We start from the raw sequence: 18517 nt of genomic DNA, 5'->3' as shown, positions 1-18517 counted from the left end.
TCAATGTATTGTCCGCAGACGGTCTACTTTCAATATCTTCGCCGTTGCTTCGCATTCCAAATCGGCAAATCCACTACCACCTCTGTATTGTACGACTCATAGCCGCACCACCCGGTCACACACCTTCTCCAGAAGCTCCGGCGAATGGCTCACCGCAATCATCCCCATCTCCCGGCGCTTCAGTTCCTTCAAGACAAAATCCCAGATCTGTCCCTGTGTAATAAGGTCCAGCATCGTCGTCATCTCGTCCGCGATCAGAAGTTCCGTCCGTCGCCCCAACGCTCTCGCAATACAGAATCTCTGAAGCTCGCCGCCGGAGACCTCCACTGGGAACCGGTCTTTCCACTCGTCCCGGATCCCAAGTCCCGCCTCGATCCGTGCCCACTCGCTGGGGTTCTCAAAAGTCCAGTCGCCTTCCTCCAGAACCGTACTCAACCGTCTCTTCGGATTCACCGAGAGTTCCGGATGCTGCCATACCATCTGCACCGGGCAGTAGCCACGAAGCTCAAGAACCGGCATCCCGTCCACAAGAACCTCCCCCGAATCCGGCCTCTCGTACCCCGCCAGAATCTTGCAGAGCGTCGTCTTCCCGTATCCGCTGGGCGCCATGATCCCCACACTCTCTCCGGGTTCCACCGTAAGGTTCACATGATCCAGGATCTGTCTCGTCCCTTTTCCATATTTAAAAGAAATATCTCTCGCTTCCAGCCTCATCTGCCGTATTCCTTTCGCATGTCCTCTAAGATCTCCCCCATATCGCAGAGCTGTTCCCCATCCTTCTTCCAGTTCTTCGGCATGGACCGAAACAGCGCCTTCGTGTACGGATGTTTGAGATTCCTCTCATCCTGAAATGCCGCCGCATCTGTCTCCTCGGCGACTCTGCCGCCGTAGAGCACGATGACCCGGTCAGCTGTCAGGAGCGCCAGCTCCAGGTCGTGGGTGATCAGCAGCACACCTGCCCCATCGTCCGCCATCTCCCGGAAATGTCCCATGACGCGGGTTGCCGCCTCCAGGTGAAGTCCCGGTGTCGGCTCATCCGCGATGACGAGCTTTGGCTTCTCCATCACCGCCGTGGAGATCAGGACACGCCGCGTCATGCCGCCGGAGAGCTGAAATGGGTATTTTCCCCGGATATCCGGGGCTAAGCCATAGCGCTTCAGCACCGCCAGGCATTTTTCCTTCACAGAAACATCCTTTTTCCCGTTCTGGATCTGATCCCCAATCTTCATAAGCGGATCCAGGTAAGAAACGCTCTGGGGCACCAGAACGATCTCATGTCCCCGGAGGCTTTTGACCTTTTTTTCCGTAAGCGGCTCCCCAAGAAACCATATCTCTCCGTCCATTTCACTGTTGTATGGAAGAATTCCCATGATCGCATGGGCCAGCAGACTTTTTCCCGAACCGCTGGATCCCACCACCGCGACGATCTCACCACTTTTTATTTCCAGGTCCATCTTCTCCACCGCGTGGATCGTCCGCCTGGAAAATCCCCGGTCATACTGGGTGAAGGTGACGGAGAGGTCCTTAACTTCCAAAATCGTATCATTCATCTTCCCCGCCTCCTTACTCATGAACACTGCCCGGATCCAAAAGTCGGCAGAGTTCCTGTCCGATATAATGAAACAGAAGCACGGTCCCAACGAGGAAAAGTCCTGGGAACAGCGCCAGCCACCATTTTCCCATAGCCAGATATTTCATGCTTTCCGAAAGGATCACTCCGACGGCCGGACTCTCGGAAGACAGACCGAAGCCCAGGAACGTGATGCTGGCTTCATGCAGGATCGCATGGGGAAACATGAGCACCAGGCCCGTGATAAACTGCGGAACAAGATTCGGTGCCATATGGGAAAACGCGATGTAAAATTTCCCTTTTCCAAGCTTTTCCGCGATCTTCACATACTGACTCTGCTTCAGCTGTAAGACCTCCCCGCGGATCAGTCGCGCCAGGGATGCCCAGTGGGTAAACGCGATTCCGCAGACAACGCCCCAGAATCCACGCCCGCAGGCAAAGGAGATCAGGATCAGAAGCAGCATATGGGGAATTCCCATGACGATATCGATAAGCAGCCGCACCGCACTGTCCACGAACTTTCCGAAGACCGCCGCGCTGAGTCCCAATATAAAGGCCATCACCGCGCTGACTGCCGCCGTCAGAAGTCCGATCCGGATACTCAAAGAAAGTCCCGCAACTGTCCGCACGAACATGTCACGTCCCATCCAGTCCGTTCCAAAAGGATATTGTATACACGGTGCCAGATTTTTTCTCGTAAAATCCGTCCTGATGGCAGCTTCCTGCCAGAAACTTCCGAGCACCGCAATGACCGCTAACAGCACAGCCGCCAGGATCAGAAGCGCGAAGCTCTGTATTCTGCGATTTTTCTTCATCAGCGCTTCGCCCCCTCTCTGATCCGCGGGTCGATCACGCCGTAGAGAACATTCGCCGCAAGGTTTCCCGCCGCGACGATCACCGCTGTAACCACCGTGATCCCCAGAAGAAGCGGCACATCGCTTCCAAGTCCTGCCGTCACAGCCGCCTGGCCCAATCCCGGATAGGAAAATACCTGTTCTACAAGGACGGAGCCGCCGATGATCTCACTCACCGACGCGAACTGCAGCGTCATGGCCGGCAGAAGAATGTTCCGAAGTCCATGACGACGTAAAATCGACCAGTCCGACTCGCCTCTGGCTCTCGCGAACAGCACATAGTCGCTCTCCATGACCTCGATGAGCTTTTCCCTCGTGTGCAGGGCGATGGAGGAAATTCCCGTGATGCTGAGGGCCACCGCCGGGAGAATCGCATGGCGAATCCTGTCCACAATGGAGATCTGCCCGGCATCCATGCCGATGGGCACACTGAATCCGATGGGAAACCAGTGAAGCTTCACCGCAAATACCATAAGCAGCACCATTGCCACCCAGAATGCCGGGGTGCTGGCCACAAACAGGGAATATCCCGTCACGATCCGGTCCATGATCCCACCGCGCTTTTTTCCTGCGAGAACGCCGAGGAAAAAGCCAAGAATACCAGAAAACAACCATGCCGTGAATAAAAGCCAGATGGAATTCATGACCTTCTCCCCGATGATCTCTGCCACCGGACGGCGATATAAAAGGGATGTTCCCATATTTCCGTGGAGAAAGTCTTTCAGCCAGTTCAGATACCGCTCCACCGGAGGCAGATCTGTTCCCCAGTAGCTTTTTAGCTTTGCGATCTGCTCCGGGCTCATAGAGCCCAGAGCTGTCTGTCCGACATTTGTCTGAAGCGGATCTATGGGTGAGACCGCCAGGAGCCCAAACGCCAGAATGCTTACCAGAAGCACCATCAGACACATCCGTACTGCCTGTCTGCCAAACCACAGACCCGTTTTCTTTATTTCCATGTCCACTGGTCGACATTGTTTACGATCGACCAGCCATGTCCATGTGGGTGAAGTTTCTGTTCTGCCACCTGCAGACCATCTTTCACCCAGTATAAATGATCAATATTTACAAGCCAGATCCACGGAAGATCCCCGTCCTGGGTGATTCCCGTCGTTCCGTCCCACTGGGCGTTTTTCCAGAGTTCATAGGACTTTTCAAGGTCGCTCTCCGCCAGAGCCGCGTCCATATATCCATTCACCTTTTCGTTTCCATAAGGGGAATACTCCGCATATTGCTTTCCGGGAGCCGTGTGGTAAATATTGTAGAGCTCCATCGGTGTGTGAGCACCCCATCCCCACATAAGCGGTGTGGACTGTGCCCGGTCATAGGCCGTATCCCAGCCGACGCCCTCTGTCGTCACCTTGATTCCGATCTCTTTCAACTGGTTTGCGGTGTCCTCCGCAAGTGCCTGGCGGACGGAATCCCCGGTCGGATAGAGCATGTTGAACTCGGCGCGGACACCGTTTTTCTCCAATATTCCATCACTTCCGGCAAGCCATCCGGCTTCCTTTAAGATTGCTGCCGCCATATCCGGATCATAATCCACCTCCGCTGCCTCATTGTACCACGGCATCTGATCACAGACACTGTAGGCCGCTGTTCCGTATCCGTTCAACACATGCTCGATCATCTCATCCCGGTCGATCGCCAGGTTGATGGCCCGGCGCACATTGATATCGCTGGTGAAATCATTTCCCAGCGGCACTCCGTTCTCATCCGTCTCCCCCGCCGGGATCGCCGGCAGGTTGAAGCCGCGGTTATCCACGGTCTTGCAGGCCAACAGGGAAAATCCGTCTACGGTCTGATCCGAGTACGCCGCGGAAGTGTAGGCGAGATCCACCTGCCCGGAGAGCGCTGCCGCGTAGGCGGCGTCCTCATCCATAAATAAAACTGTCACCGTCTTCATCTCCGGCTCATCCCCGTAGTAGTCCGGGTTTGCCGTGAGGATCACCTGCTGCCCCTTATCCCACTGTTTCATGATGTAGCGGCCAGAGCCGATCGGATTGGAACCATAGTCCGGTCCATAAGCATGTTCCGGGACGATTCCGGTAATTGCCATCGTATATGGCCATATGGAATACGGGCGGGTCATATCAAATTCCACAGTGGTATTGTCGAGGGCTTTTGCCTCTTCTAACATCGTAAAGTCATTGACAGAACTGGTATCCCGCAGTGTATTGTAGGTAAATGCCACATCCTCCGCTGTCAGCGGTTCCCCGTCCGTAAATTTTACATCGTCCCTGATCGTCACGGTCCATGTCATCCCATCATCGCTGACGTTCATATCTGTCGCCAGATCATAACCGATCGTCATATCTGCCTTTGTTACCGTCAGCGTACTCTGGATCAGCGGCTCATGGACATGTTCCCCCGCGCCCCATCCGTATGCCGGGTCAAATCCAGCCTCAGGCTCAGATGATGGTCCCATTACAACGATAACAGAATCTTTTTCATTATCCTGCTCCATCCCGGCAGCTGCTTCTGTTTTCTCCGCCTCAGAGGACTTTTCCGCGTTGGAGGTTTCTGTTGTTCCCGAACTATTTCCGGCGCAGCCCGCCAGGGAACATACCATTGCTGCTGTCAATGCCGCTGCTATTGTCTTTGTTGTTTGTTTTTTCATGAATTTATCCCCGTTTCTTTTTTATACCTGGTAATATCTAACGTCCCACACAACTAAAAATACCAGAAAGAGGCATACTTTCTGTATGCATCAACCTTCCTGGTATTGTATTATTTGTCTCTATAGACTGTGCATCTGGCTCCGATGCCATGCGGCAGTAAATATTTCTCGGTTTAAACCGCCTTGGGCGGGGAACTCTTTTATGAGTATGGGCTTCAGCCACATAATAGTAATATTATAGTAGACTTTTTTTCAAAAATCAACGTTTTTCCGGTCCATGACCTTGCAGAACGTGATTCCTGCCGCCGTGCTGGCGATGGTCGCGAGGAGCGCCGGTCCTGCGATAGCCGCCGGGCTGACACTGCCGTACTGGCTGCGGTAGGCGATCATGTTGATGGGAATGAGCTGGAGTGAGGAAATATTTACGATCAGGAACGTGCACATCTCATTGCTGGCAGTGCCCGACTGTCTCGCCAGACTGCTCTGCCCTGCCGTATTTTTCCTCTTATCCGGCGCTTTTTCCTCCCGTCTCTCATCCTCCAGTTTCCCCAACTCTTCCATCGCCTTTAACCCTGCCGGTGTCGCCGCCCAGCCGAGTCCCAGCATGTTCGCAATCATATTTGTCGCGATATATTTCCCCGCCGGATGTCCGTCCGGGAGATTCGGAAAGAGAAACCGGATCACCGGACGCATCTTCTCCGTCAACGCCTCGATGAGCCCAGCCCGCTCCCCGATCTTTAAGATCCCGCACCAGAACGACATGATCCCAAGCATCGTAACACCCAGAGTCACCGCCTCTTTCGCCGAATCCAGCAACCCATTCGTCACTGCCCCCATATTTCCATGAAACGCCGCCCAGAAGATCCCGGCTGCCATCATTCCTGCCCAGAGCATATTTAACATAAAAAATCCCGCATTTCTGTCAAAGTCGGCGACGCTTCGGCTGCCTGCACTCGAAGCGCAGATACGCCAAACCACCACCTGAATTTCTTTATCTTATGACAGAAATACGGGATCTATGAACTTTATAAAACTGCTTTCCTGAAAATTTATATTCTGGCTGCTTCACATGATCTGCACAACAGCCTCTCTGAGTTTTTTACTCTCCGCACAGCGCCGCCATAACCTCCGGCACCGTCTCGATCTTCTCACAACGGTATGCATTGCTTCCGCAGAACAGCAGCGCCTCATCAATCTTTCCTTCTGCGGCGTTGATCAGCGCTTTCGTGATGCAATACGGTGTTTCCGCCGGATTACAGTGTTCCAGACACCGGAAGCACCGCTCCACCTTCACCGGTCCCTGAGCAACACGCTCTAAAAACTTATTTTTGATCGCTCTGCCCGGCATTCCAACCGGACTCTTAACGATCACAATGTCTTCCTCTTTCGCGTTGATATATGCCTCTTTGTATGCAATATCCGCGTCACATTCTTCAGTCGTCACAAATCTTGTCGCCGCCTGGATGCCCTCAGCCCCAAGCGCAAACTGGTGCAGAACGTCCTTGTGGTCGAAGATTCCTCCCGCCGTGATGACCGGGATATGTTTTTTGTACTTCTCCGCAAAGCTCTTCACCGTCTCGATGATTCCGCGGATCTCCTTATCATATGCCGGTTCATCGAAGGTCTCCGCCACATGATCCGTGTCAGCTCCAAGCTCAGTGAGCTGTTCCCTGGAAAATCCGAGATGACCGCCCGCGCATGGTCCTTCCACTACAACGAAATCCGGTGCTGTGTGGTACTTTCTGTCCCACATCCTGCAGATCACAAGAGCAGATTTCACAGAGGAAACGATGGGCGCGATCATGGTACACCGCTCTTTCTTTTCAGAACCTCCGTTCTCATTCTCCGCCTCCGCGACAAATTTCGGCATGTCGATCGGGAGACCGGCGCCGGAGATGATCACATCCGCTCCGGCTTTCACCGCCTCTTTCACATAGGACGCGTACTCCTTCGTCGCGACCATGATATTAAAGCCCAGAATCCCCTGGGGCGCTTTCTCCCTGGCTTTCTTAAGCTCGGAATGGATCGCTCTCAGATTCGCCGCCATCGGATTTTTTCCGAAATCCTGATCCTTAAATCCGATCTGGGCCGTGGAAATGATTCCGATTCCGCCCGCCTTCGCGACTGCTCCGGCTAAGGACGAAAGGCTCACGCCGACACCCATTCCTCCCTGGATCACCGGGCGTTTTGCCACGAGATTCCCTATTTTCAATGGTTTCAGACTGATTGCTGCCTCCATATTTCCTCCTAAATCATAACTCCCCGTATTTACTCCATCTCTAACATGACCATAAGCTGGTCTGCACGCTGCTGGAGCGCTGCCTAAAATTTCCGGAATCTCTCATACCGGCGCTCCGCTAACGTCTTCCCGTCAAGCTGTGTCCACGCTTCAATGAACTCCTCCATGGCATTCTCCATAGTCTTCGCGATCTCCGGAAGCGTCTCAGGGTCTGCCGGTTCCGGCTCCGGGATCACACGCTCGATAATTCCGAGTTCCTTTAATTCCGCCGCGGTCATCTTCATGACCCGCGCCGCCTCGTCCGCACGCTTGCTGTCCTTCCAGAGGATCGATGCAAAACCTTCCGGGGAGAGAACAGAGTACACCGCATTCTCCATCATCCAGACCTCGTTCGCCACAGCCATGGCAAGTGCTCCGCCGCTTCCGCCCTCTCCGATCACGATGGAGAGCACCGGAACGGTGAGATCTGACATCTCAAAGAGATTTCTCGCGATGGCCTCTCCCTGTCCGCGCTCCTCGGCTTCCAGTCCGCAGAAGGCTCCTGGGGTATCTACAAAGCACACTACCGGGCGTCCAAATGTCTCCGCCTGCTTCATGAGACGCAGCGCCTTCCGGTATCCGTCCGGGGACGGCATTCCGAAGTTGCGCTTGATGTTGTCCTTTGTATTCTTACCCTTTTCCTGCCCGATCACTGTCACAGGCATTCCGTGGAAGGAAGCGATTCCGCCGACGATGGCACCATCATCTTTGCAGTAACGGTCTCCGTGAAATTCCATGAAATCATCAAAGATCGCACGGATATAATCCGTAGCCACCGGACGGTCCGCCTTTCTGGAAAGCAGGACAGAATCCCATGCGCTGCGGATTGCTCCTGCTGCCTTTCCGGAACCATGATGCGCTCTCTTCGCAGAAGAATTCTGCTCTTTTTCCTCAAAAGCCGCCCTGTCAACTGTGTTTTCCGTTTTCCAGTCCGCAAGACATCCGCTCTCCGGCTTCTTATGAAGCTTTAAGATCATCGCCAGCGTCTCTTTTAATTCCTCACGCTTCACGATCTTATCGACAAAGCCGTGCTCCACAAGGAACTCCGCTCTCTGGAAACCTTCCGGCAGCTTCTGCCCGATGGTCTGCTCGATGACACGAGGTCCCGCAAAACCGATGAGTGCCCCCGGCTCCGCGAGGATAATATCTCCTAACATCGCGAAGCTTGCCGTAACGCCGCCCGTTGTCGGGTCCGTCAGGACGCTCACATAGAGCTGTCCCGCCTCGTGATGTCTCTTTAAAGCCGCGGAAGTCTTTGCCATCTGCATCAGGGATATCATTCCCTCCTGCATTCTTGCGCCTCCGGAGCAGGCGAAAAGGATCACCGGAAGCTTTTCCTCCGTGGCCCGCTCCACGGCTCTCGTAATCTTTTCACCCACGTTGTGGCCCATGCTGCTCATCAAAAATCTCGCGTCGCAGACACCGACAACGGTCTTCTGTCCGTGGATCGTGCAGGATCCGGTGACGATGGCCTCATTGAGCTGTGATTTTTCACGGGCTGCTGCAAGCTTCTTCTCGTATCCTGGGAAGCTTAACGGATTGGAGACCTGCATGAACTTGTCCCACTCCTCAAAGCTTCCCTCATCCGCGATCATCTCGATCCGGCGGTACGCATGGACACGGAAGTATCCGCCGCACTTCGGGCAGATATAAAAGTTCGCCCTTACATCGTCCGTGTAGATCGGCTTTCCGCATTTATTGCACTTTTTCCACAGCCCGGCAGGAATCACCGGCGCGTCCTCCTCTGCCGTTCTGGCAGATTCCTTTTCTCCCGCACGGTATTTCATATCGATCTTCGTATATGTTTTTTTAAACATATCCCTTAGCATATATAAAAGCTCCTTTCAAGACTGTGAAAATTGCACGTTCAGCCATGCAGTCTTCTTGTTTTCATGTTCCATGAAAACAAGAAGCTCGCGGCGTCCCGCATATACATCGCCAGAGAGAAAAATGCTTATGCAAGCGAGCTTGCAACGCATTTTTCTCTCTGACTCTGTGCATGGCTGAACTGGTATCATCTATTCTTTGGTATACTCCGGAAAATGCGACGGAATGAAGTTTGTATCCACATTTCCCGCCTGAAAATCCGAATCGCTTAAAATATCATACTGGAAATCCAGATTCGTATTGATTCCCTCAATGACAAGCTCCCCGAGGGCGCTGCGCATCTTCGCGATGGCGGACTCCCGGTCCTTGTCCCGCACGATCAGCTTTAAGATCATGGAATCATAGTTCGGCGGTATCCGGTAATTGTTGTAGACCGCCGTGTCCACACGGACTCCCCGGCCACCCGGGAGATGGATATCTGTGATCATGCCCGGGCATGGCATAAAGTTCTTCTCCGGATTCTCCGCGTTGATCCTGCATTCGATAGCATGGCCAGAGATCTTGATGTCCTCCTGGCTCACGGAGAGCGGTTCCCCCGCAGCGATCCGGATCTGCTCTTTGATGAGGTCCATGTCCGTGACAGCCTCCGTCACCGGATGCTCCACCTGGATCCTCGTATTCATTTCCATAAAATAGAAATTTTTATCTTTATCTAAAAGGAACTCGATGGTTCCCGCATTCTCATATCCGACCGCCTTTGCCGCGCGGACTGCCGTCTCACCCATCTTTTTCCGAAGCTCCCCGGAGATCGCCGCTGACGGGGATTCCTCAAGAACCTTCTGGTGTCTCCTCTGGATCGAGCAGTCGCGCTCACCGAGATGGACCACATTTCCGTAACGGTCGCCTAAGATCTGGAACTCGATGTGGCGCGGATTCTCCACAAACCGCTCGATATACATGGTATTATCGGAAAATCCCTTGACGGATTCCATCTGGGCATTTAAGAAGTTCGCCTCGAAATCTTCCTCCGACCTCGAAACGCGCATTCCCTTTCCGCCGCCGCCGCTGGACGCCTTGATCATCACCGGAAAGCCGACCTCTTTCGCGGTCTTAAGGCCTTCCTCCACAGTGTAGACCGGCTCTTTGCTTCCCGGAACCACAGGAACGCCCGCCGCCATCATAGTTTTTCTCGCCTCGGACTTATTTCCCATCTTGTTAATGATCTCAGCTGACGGTCCGATAAAGCGGATATTGCACTTTTCACAGAGCTCCGCGAAGCGGGCATTCTCGGACAAAAATCCGAAGCCCGGATGGATAGCATCTGCCTTCATGACAACGCATGCGGTTAAGATCCGCTCCATATCGAGATAGCTCTCCGTGGACGGCGCCGGTCCGATACAGATCGCCTCGTCCGCAAGAAGTGTGTGCAGTGCGTCCCGGTCCGCCTCGGAGTAGACGGCAACCGTCTTGATCCCCATCTCCCGGCATGCCCGGATGATCCGAACGGCGATCTCGCCGCGGTTTGCGATTAAAATCTTCTGAAACATCTCTTCACCAGTCCTAACCGATCATAAATGTGAGTTCCGCAGATACCGCGACTTTGCCGTCCACGGTAGCGACCGCCTTTCCAACACCGACCGGTCCTTTCTGCTTGATGATCTCGCATTCCAAACGGAGCTTGTCGCCCGGAACTACTTTCTTCTTAAACTTTACATTATTCATTGCGCCGAAATACGCAGTCTTTCCTTTGTTTTCCTCAACGCTTAAGATCGCGACAGCACCTGTCTGTGCCAGCGCCTCAACGATCAGGACGCCCGGCATTACCGGCTCCTGCGGAAAATGGCCCGCGAAATACGGCTCATTGTATGTCACAGATTTATATCCGACGGCTCTCACGCCCGGCTCCAGCTCCTCCACACAATCCACGAGAAGAAACGGATGTCTGTGGGGAATGATTTCCTGAATTTCTTTGATTCCTAACATAATTTTTATCCTCTATCCAATCTTTCACAGCCCGCGCGGCAATGCGCGGGCCGCCAAACGGTTATCTTTATAATTAACGAATCCGGAATAACGGCTGACCATACTCAACCGTCTCCTCGTTCTTCACAAGGATCTCCTCTACGATTCCGTCATACTCGCTCTCGATCTCATTCATCAGCTTCATGGCTTCCACGATTCCGATGACCTGACCTTTTTTCACGGTATCTCCGACTTTTACATAGTCCTCTGCGTCCGGTGCCGGGGAGGAATAGAACGTACCCACAAGTGGACAGGTGATCACTTTCTCGGAGATTCCGGAAATTTTCTTTTCCGCATTTTCACCGGAGACCTGCTCCATAGCGGTCACATCCGCGGTCTGGATCATGGAACCCTGTCCCGGGACCTGCATAACGACCGGTGTCTGCGCCGCCGCAACGATTTTCTTTTCCCGCTTCATGCTCAGTTTCCAGTCGCCTTCCTCAAGCTCGAAGCCGGTCATGCCGTTCTCTGACATTGCCTTCATTAATTCAATGATCTCTTTTACTTCCATCGCCGTTCTCCTTACTCCTCAAACTTTCTGACAAGCAGGCACGCGTTGTGTCCGCCGAATCCCAGAGAGTTCGTTAAGACTGTCTTTACTTCCATGGAAACGCCGTCGCCCTTTGTGTAGTCAAGATCGCATTCCGGATCGTCTACTTTTAAGCCTGCTGTGGCATGAACGAAGCCGTCCTCGATGGATTTTACACAATCGATGAACTCAACGCCGCCGGCAGCGCCTAAGAGGTGGCCGATCATGGATTTTGTGGAGTTGATCTTTACTTTATATGCATGGTCGCCAAGCGCAAGCTTGATGGCCTTTGTCTCGAATAAATCGTTGTGGTGGGTCGCTGTTCCGTGGGCATTGATGTAATCGATGTCCTCCGGCTTCATTCCCGCGTCAGCAATTGCGTATTCCATTGCCTTTGCGGCACCGCTTCCGTCCTCCGCCGGGGAAGTGATGTGATAAGCATCGCCTGTCGCTCCGTATCCGGCTAACTCCGCGTAGATCTTCGCTCCGCGGGCTTTTGCATGCTCTAATTCCTCTAAGACAACGACACCTGCGCCCTCGCCCATGACGAAACCGTTTCTCTCAAGATCGAACGGAATGGAGGCGCGCTCCGGATCCTCGGAGGTGGAAAGCGCGGTAAGTCCGGAGAATCCCGCAACGCCTAACGGTGTGATGCAGCTCTCAGTTCCGCCTGCTACCATGACCTCCGCCTCGCCGTGCTGGATCGCACGCATCGCCTCACCAATGGAGTTCGTACCGGACGCGCACGCTGTCACGACGTTGATGTTCTTTCCCTTTAAGCCAAACTGGATGGACACGTTTCCTGCTGCCATGTTGCTGATCATGAGCGGCACCAGAAGCGGGTTTACGCGGTTCGGTCCTTTTTCCAGAAGCTTCTTATATTCCTTCTCGATGATCTGTAAGCTTCCGATACCGGAACTCACGCAGACACCGACACGGAACGGATCTTCCTTTGTCATGTCGAGGGAAGAATCCTCCAGCGCCTGGCGGGCTGCCGCTACCGCAAACTGTGCGAAGCGCTCCATTCTTCTTGCCGCCTTCGGATCCATATAGTCCTTCGGCTCGAAGTCCTTGACCTCTGCTGCGAGCTTTGCTTTATAATCGGTCGTGTCAAAATAGGTGATCGGTCCAAATCCGAGTTTCTTCTCTTTTAATCCGTTCCAAAATGTCTCAACATCGTTTCCGATCGGGGTGATCGCGCCCATTCCTGTTACTACAACTCTTCTCATGCTTTTCGTTCTCCTGTTCTAATTATGCTATCATCCACGCCCCGCGCAGATGATAACCGAAACATCCGCTGTCCGGCTGTGTGGCCGGAACAGGCGCTTTTTCCAACTGTCTTTTACATCGCCATGCCGCCGTCCACATGAAGAACCTGGCCGGTAATATAAGCTGCCTCATCGGAAGCAAGAAATGCGACTGCCTCCGCAATGTCTTTTGTCTCGCCGAAATGCTTTAACGGAATCTGCTCGCCCATGGCTTTCTTTACGTCCTCCGGCAGCACATCCGTCATCTCTGTACGGATAAATCCCGGTGCGACTGCGTTCGATGTGATTCCGCGGCTTCCAAGCTCTCTCGCAACGGATTTCGTGAGTCCGATGATGCCGGCCTTAGATGCGCAGTAGTTTGCCTGGCCTGCATTTCCCATCACTCCGGAAACGGAGGAGATGTTGATGATCCGTCCGCCTCTCTGCTTTAACATCTGGCGGGAGACATGCTTGATGCAGTTGAATGCGCCCTTTAAGTTTGTGGCAATAACTGCGTCAAAATCGTCCTCGGACATCTTCATGATCAGGTTGTCTTTTGTGATTCCGGCGTTGTTCACAAGAATATCGAGACGGCCGTATTTCTTTACGATCCCATCGATCATTTCTTTGGATTTTTCGAAATCACTGACGCTGCACTGCATGCTCTCCGCCATTCCGCCGTTTGCTGTGATCTCGTTTACGACTTCCTCTGCCTTTGCTGCGGAACCGTTATAGTTGACGATGACGGTCGCGCCGTATCCAGCCAGTGTCAGAGCGATCTGACGGCCGATTCCGCGGCTTGCGCCTGTCACAAGAGCGATTTTTCCTGTTAAATTCATGTTTCCCTCCGTGTTTCTATCTGTCAGCCGTCAGGGGTTTGTCTCTGACGACATTATTTACTAATTTCTCTTTCGATCACTTAGTTCAGCTTCTCCAGATCCTCAAATTTCTCAATGTTTATGACCGTCGCTTCCCTGTTGATCTTTCTGATAAATCCAGCTAACGTCTTTCCCGGTCCGATCTCGATAAACCGGTCAACACCGTCCGCCAGCATGGTCTCCACGCTCTGCTGCCATCTGACAGAAGAAGATACCTGACGTGTCAAAAGCGGCTTTACGTCCTCTGCCTTTGTCACATAAGCAGCTGTCACGTTCGCCACATACGGGATCACCGGCTCAGATACCGGAATATTCTCCAGAAACCTTCCAAGCTTCTCCCCGGCTTCCTCTAAAAGATAGGAGTGGAACGGACCGCTTACATTGAGCGGGATCACGCGTCTTGCGCCCGCCTCTTTTAACTTCACCGCCGCGGTCTCCACTGCCTCCTTGAGACCGGAGATCACAATCTGGCCCGGGCAGTTGTAGTTTGCGACCTGCACATTCGGAATCTCGTCCACAACGGCATTGATCTCATCTGCCGTCATGCCGAGAACAGCGCTCATTCCGCCGACTCCAGCCGGAACTGCCTCCTGCATGAGGATTCCTCTCTCCCGGACTGTGCGGATCGCGTCATCCGCCGTCATAACGCCAGCTGCCACCAGTGCACAGTACTCGCCAAGGCTTAAACCAGCCGCCACATCCGCATGGATGCCGCGCTCCTCCATAACCTTCATCATGGCAACGCTCGTGGTCACCATTGCCGCCTGCGTATACTCCGTGATGTCCAGACGGTCATTTTTCTCAAAGCATAACTCCGGAACGGAAAAACCTAAAAGCTCCGTCGCACGGTCAAATACTGCCTTTGCAGTCTCCGAATTTTCATAAAAATCCTGGCCCATGCCGCATACCTGCGCGCCCTGTCCCGGAAAAATAAATGCTGTCTTTCCCATGATTCTCCTTACTTCTGACATCCGCCAAGCAGCTTATCTGCCTGCTCCATCATCTCATCGATCATTTCCTTGCATGTCTGCTCTTTCGTTACAAGACCTGCGATCTGACCTGCCATGACGGTTCCATTTGTGGTATCGCCTTCCTGAACGGCTTTTCTGAGGGTTCCAAGTGTCAGATACTCAAGCTCCTCAAAGGATTTTCCTTCTGCCTCAAGTCGGTTATACTCTCTTGTCATCTGGTTTCTCAGGCAGCGGACCGGATGTCCGTGGGTTCTTCCTGTTACCGCAGAATCGATGTCCTTTGCTTTAATGATTCTCTGCTTATAATTTTCATGAACGATGGATTCCTTTGCGACAACAAATCTTGTTCCCATCTGGACTGCCTCAGCGCCCAGCATGAAAGCCGCCGCAATTCCTCTTCCATCACCGATGCCGCCTGCTGCAATGACCGGGATGGATACCGCATCAACGACCTGCGGAACGAGAGTCATGGTGGTCGCCTCACCGATATGTCCGCCGGATTCGGTTCCCTCTGCAACGACAGCATCAGCGCCGCCGCGCTCCATAAGCTTCGCAAGAGCCACAGAAGCAACGACCGGTATCACGATGATCCCTGCTTCCTTCCACATCTTCATGTACTTTGCAGGATTTCCGGCTCCTGTCGTAACGACCTTCACGCCCTCTTCAACAACCACCTTCGCCACATCATCCGCATACGGGCTCATTAACATGACATTAACGCCAAACGGCTTCTTTGTCAGTGCTTTCGCCTTACGGATCTCTTCACGGACAACCTCTCCCGGCGCGTTTGCGCCGCCGATGAGGCCAAGACCTCCTGCCTCGGAGACAGCGGCAGCAAGATGATGCTCAGCGACCCAGGCCATACCGCCCTGAATGATCGGATATTCGATTCCCAGCATTTCTGTAATTCTTGTCTTCATTTTTATTGCTCTCACTTCCTGAAATCTATCTGTCGGGTATTGCCCGGAATTATCTTTATATCAGTAAAACGCGTCATAGACGCGTTTTACTCTGGTTTATTCGGTTTGATTATTCCTCAACACCTTTATCTTTTAAGTACTTCATAACATCGCCGACCGTTGCGAGGTTCTGAAGGTCCTCAGCCGGGATCTCTACGGAATACTCATCCTCAAGAGCCATAACAAGCTCAAATAAGTCAAGGGAATCTGCTCCAAGGTCATCCTTGAAGGAGGTTGCCTCTGTGATGCTGTCTGCGTCTGTGCTTAACTGTTCTGCGATGATTTCTTTCATTTTTTCTAACATGATTTGATCTCCTTTAAATGTTCTTATTATTTGTATTTTATGAGTTTTTACAATTTTTTGTTTTTTTAAATTATTTCTTATTATGTAGCTAACTTCTCCTGATTTCTGGATGAATCAGATATCTACCACTCCATGAGTACTGCACCCCAGGTCATTCCGGCTCCGAAGCCTGACATGATGATCTTGTCGCCCTTCTTCAGCATATCTTTCCGGATCATATCGTCTAACAGTAACGGAATCGATGCCGTTGATGTATTTCCAAACTGACTGATCGTCATCGGGAATTTCTCCATCGGCTCCTTCAGGCGTCTCGCCGCTGCCTCAATGATCCGCTCATTCGCCTGATGAAGAACATAATATTTAATGTCTTCCTTTTTTGTCCCAGTCCGCTGTAAAAGCTCCATAACACTCTCCGGCACCTTCCGCACTGCGAATTTGAAAACTTCCTGTCCATCCATGGTCATAAATCCGAGCTCCGGCTTTGTCCCTGTGAGAAAGTTTCCGACGGTTCTCGAGGTGCAGGCGAGAACATCACCCTTTGTTCCGTCCGCTCCCATCATCATATCGATGATTCCGGTCTCTTCCGCTTTTAAAACGGCTGCCCCTGCTCCGTCTCCAAAGAGGACACAGGTGCCGCGGTCACTCCAGTCTGTCACTTTGCTGAGGGTTTCCGCCCCGATGATCAGCGCCGTCTTGTAAATTCCGGCTTTAAAAAATCCTTCCACGATATTCATGGCGAAAATAAATCCCGCGCATGCCGCCGAGATATCGAAGGCAACTGCATTCACTGCCCCGATGGCCGCCTGAACACTGCAGGCATCGCTGGGATAATTCCGGTCCGGGGACGAAGTCCCGAGAATGATGATATCCAGCTCTTCCGGGGCAACTCCTGCTGCCGCAAGCGCCCGCTCAGCTGCCTTCGCCGCCAGATGGCGCGTTCCCTCTCCGGAGGAGATCCGGCGTTCCCGGATTCCGGTCCGTGTCCGGATCCACTCGTCATTCGTGTCCACGATCTTCGACAGATCGTCGTTCGTAATCAAATTCTCCGGCACATACGCGCCGATTCCAGCAATTCTGGCTGTCATCATCTTCTAAATCCTGCCATTTCGTTTATGCGGAAGGAATTTTATTCCCCGCAGTAGTTTTTAATTTCAAATAGTTTGATATTCAAAATGTTTGATTCTAATGGTAATAGATGTCTGCTGTTTTGTCAAGTGAATTTTTGTTTTTCCTTCTCACCGCCTGCTGCTTAAGTAAACCTGCAACCATTCCGTACCCTTGTGGTTCCACGCAGCAAAGAAGGAATGCCGCCTTTTCACCTGTTTAAGCTCAGTATTTGCCGCATCTGGACTGGTCAAATTATTTAAAATTGGATATTTTAACAATGCCATATCTCAGATATGATAATCACATATTTACCGCATGCGAAATTTTCCCGACAATTTGCTATGGCTCACCACCAGAAAAAGTGGGAGTCTTATCTGACTGAGATAAAAGGAGCGATATTATGAGTATTACAAGCGATTTCAGCAAATTTAAAAAAATCGATGCCCACAGCCATATCGGCACCTTCGGCAGTCCGTTCAATATCCACTTTAATGCAGACCTTCTCTTAAAACAGATGGAAGAATTCAATATTGAAAAGACGATCCTCTGTTCCGACGGCCCGCACACAAATGAAGAGACCGTTGCTGCCTTCAAGGCTCACCCGGATAAGATCATCCCGCTCATGTGGATCAACTGTGCCGAAGGAAAACCGGCTTACGATGCCTTAGAGCATTATATCCGTGACGAACACTTTGCCGGTGCAAAGCTTCAGTCCCTCTTTGACGGCTACTGCGCCGACGATCCCTGCGTGGATCCCGTCGCTGAGATCTGCGAAAAGTACGGAAAACCGTTATTCATCCATTCCGGTCATCCGCCGTTCTCCCTTCCGTGGCAGATCGGACTTCTGGCTGAACGCCACCCGCATCTCCCGATCGTCATGATCCATATGGGACATGCCCACGGTGTTTACGTCGATGCAGCGATCACCATGGCAAAAAAATACGACAATATCTGGCTTGAGACCTCCGGAACCTCCATGAGTGTCCAGATCGCCAACGCCTACAACACCGTCGGCCATGAGAAAGTCATGTTCGGCATCGACTCCCCGTTCCATGCCCCGACCGTTGAGATCCAGAAGATCATGGCCTGCGGCGTGGATGATGAAGGACTGGAGAACATTTTCTATAATAACGCAGCTAAATTTATGGGATTGAAATAAAGATTTTTGCCTTCTAGTCTAAGTTTTCTTACGGTCAGCACAGTAAATGCGCAGACCTACTGAACAGTTATAAAAACGGTTACATATTACGGCAAGTTTTTAGATATGAAGCTGAAAACATTGAACTTCGAATCGTTTAGGAGTTTTCATATTTCTTGAACTGTGCTTATTGTTCTGAATCTGCCTATATGATTT

Annotated in this window: 18 protein-coding genes; 1 reads left to right on the top strand and 17 read right to left on the bottom strand. The window is 52.3% G+C overall.

What is annotated here, in order from left to right; translation table 11 throughout:
• Nucleotides 1-96: 96 nt before the first annotated feature.
• From DWY93_RS07930 to DWY93_RS07850, 17 genes are all read right to left on the bottom strand, one after another.
• Nucleotides 97-714, bottom strand: a complete 618-nt coding sequence (locus DWY93_RS07930) for an ATP-binding cassette domain-containing protein (RefSeq protein ID WP_117469948.1) — start codon at nt 712-714, stop codon at nt 97-99.
• Complete coding sequence (locus DWY93_RS07925; RefSeq protein WP_117469947.1) at nt 711-1550, bottom strand: ABC transporter ATP-binding protein; 840 nt, start codon at nt 1548-1550, stop codon at nt 711-713. Before DWY93_RS07925 ends, DWY93_RS07930 begins: the two co-directional genes overlap by 4 nt.
• 13 nt (nt 1551-1563) lie before the next feature.
• Nucleotides 1564-2385, bottom strand: a complete 822-nt coding sequence (locus DWY93_RS07920; protein WP_117469946.1) for an ABC transporter permease — start codon at nt 2383-2385, stop codon at nt 1564-1566.
• Entirely contained in the window at nt 2385-3380 is a 996-nt protein-coding gene (locus tag DWY93_RS07915) for an ABC transporter permease (protein WP_117470023.1), read from the bottom strand. The genes DWY93_RS07920 and DWY93_RS07915 overlap by 1 nt, the downstream gene beginning before the upstream one ends.
• The gene (locus tag DWY93_RS07910) at nt 3371-5041 is read right to left on the bottom strand and encodes an ABC transporter substrate-binding protein (RefSeq protein ID WP_117469945.1); all 1671 of its coding nucleotides are present in this window, start codon (nt 5039-5041) and stop codon (nt 3371-3373) included. The genes DWY93_RS07915 and DWY93_RS07910 overlap by 10 nt, the downstream gene beginning before the upstream one ends.
• Nucleotides 5042-5293: 252 nt before the next feature.
• The gene (locus DWY93_RS07905) at nt 5294-5944 is read right to left on the bottom strand and encodes a nucleoside recognition protein (RefSeq protein ID WP_117470022.1); all 651 of its coding nucleotides are present in this window, start codon (nt 5942-5944) and stop codon (nt 5294-5296) included.
• A 196-nt stretch (nt 5945-6140) separates the two neighbouring features.
• Nucleotides 6141-7280: a nitronate monooxygenase family protein gene (locus DWY93_RS07900; RefSeq protein ID WP_117472182.1), complete on the bottom strand. Its 1140-nt coding sequence runs from the start codon at nt 7278-7280 to the stop codon at nt 6141-6143.
• Nucleotides 7281-7363: 83 nt separating this feature from the next.
• Nucleotides 7364-9148, bottom strand: a complete 1785-nt coding sequence (locus DWY93_RS07895) for an acetyl-CoA carboxylase carboxyltransferase subunit alpha (protein WP_117472180.1) — start codon at nt 9146-9148, stop codon at nt 7364-7366.
• Nucleotides 9149-9337: 189 nt separating this feature from the next.
• A complete protein-coding gene (locus DWY93_RS07890; RefSeq protein WP_117472178.1) occupies nt 9338-10693 on the bottom strand; it encodes an acetyl-CoA carboxylase biotin carboxylase subunit in 1356 nt (451 codons plus the stop codon).
• A gap of 13 nt (nt 10694-10706) precedes the next feature.
• Complete coding sequence (gene fabZ / locus DWY93_RS07885) at nt 10707-11129, bottom strand: 3-hydroxyacyl-ACP dehydratase FabZ (RefSeq protein WP_015553938.1); 423 nt, start codon at nt 11127-11129, stop codon at nt 10707-10709.
• Nucleotides 11130-11202: 73 nt separating this feature from the next.
• Entirely contained in the window at nt 11203-11679 is a 477-nt protein-coding gene (accB, locus tag DWY93_RS07880; protein WP_015553937.1) for an acetyl-CoA carboxylase biotin carboxyl carrier protein, read from the bottom strand.
• Nucleotides 11680-11690: 11 nt separating this feature from the next.
• On the bottom strand, nt 11691-12926 hold the full coding sequence (gene fabF / locus DWY93_RS07875) for a beta-ketoacyl-ACP synthase II (protein WP_117472176.1): 1236 nt from the start codon (nt 12924-12926) through the stop codon (nt 11691-11693).
• 113 nt (nt 12927-13039) lie between these two features.
• Entirely contained in the window at nt 13040-13783 is a 744-nt protein-coding gene (fabG, locus tag DWY93_RS07870; protein ID WP_117472174.1) for a 3-oxoacyl-[acyl-carrier-protein] reductase, read from the bottom strand.
• 80 nt (nt 13784-13863) lie between these two features.
• On the bottom strand, nt 13864-14772 hold the full coding sequence (gene fabD / locus DWY93_RS07865; protein WP_117472172.1) for an ACP S-malonyltransferase: 909 nt from the start codon (nt 14770-14772) through the stop codon (nt 13864-13866).
• A gap of 8 nt (nt 14773-14780) precedes the next feature.
• The gene (gene fabK, locus DWY93_RS07860; protein ID WP_278286476.1) at nt 14781-15719 is read right to left on the bottom strand and encodes an enoyl-[acyl-carrier-protein] reductase FabK; all 939 of its coding nucleotides are present in this window, start codon (nt 15717-15719) and stop codon (nt 14781-14783) included.
• A gap of 103 nt (nt 15720-15822) precedes the next feature.
• The gene (gene acpP / locus DWY93_RS07855) at nt 15823-16056 is read right to left on the bottom strand and encodes an acyl carrier protein (protein ID WP_015553932.1); all 234 of its coding nucleotides are present in this window, start codon (nt 16054-16056) and stop codon (nt 15823-15825) included.
• A gap of 122 nt (nt 16057-16178) precedes the next feature.
• Nucleotides 16179-17141, bottom strand: coding sequence for a beta-ketoacyl-ACP synthase III (locus DWY93_RS07850; protein WP_117472186.1), 963 nt, complete (start codon nt 17139-17141; stop codon nt 16179-16181).
• A gap of 422 nt (nt 17142-17563) precedes the next feature.
• On the opposite strand from DWY93_RS07850, the gene DWY93_RS07845 reads away from it, so the two are divergent.
• Entirely contained in the window at nt 17564-18322 is a 759-nt protein-coding gene (locus tag DWY93_RS07845; RefSeq protein ID WP_117472170.1) for an amidohydrolase family protein, read from the top strand.
• Nucleotides 18323-18517 lie beyond the last annotated feature (195 nt).

It is taken from the genome of Clostridium sp. AF28-12, from assembly GCF_003435225.1.
In the GTDB taxonomy this organism is placed as follows: Bacteria; Bacillota; Clostridia; order Lachnospirales; family Lachnospiraceae; genus Pilosibacter; species Pilosibacter fragilis.
This window is presented reverse-complemented; position numbering and strand designations above follow the sequence as displayed.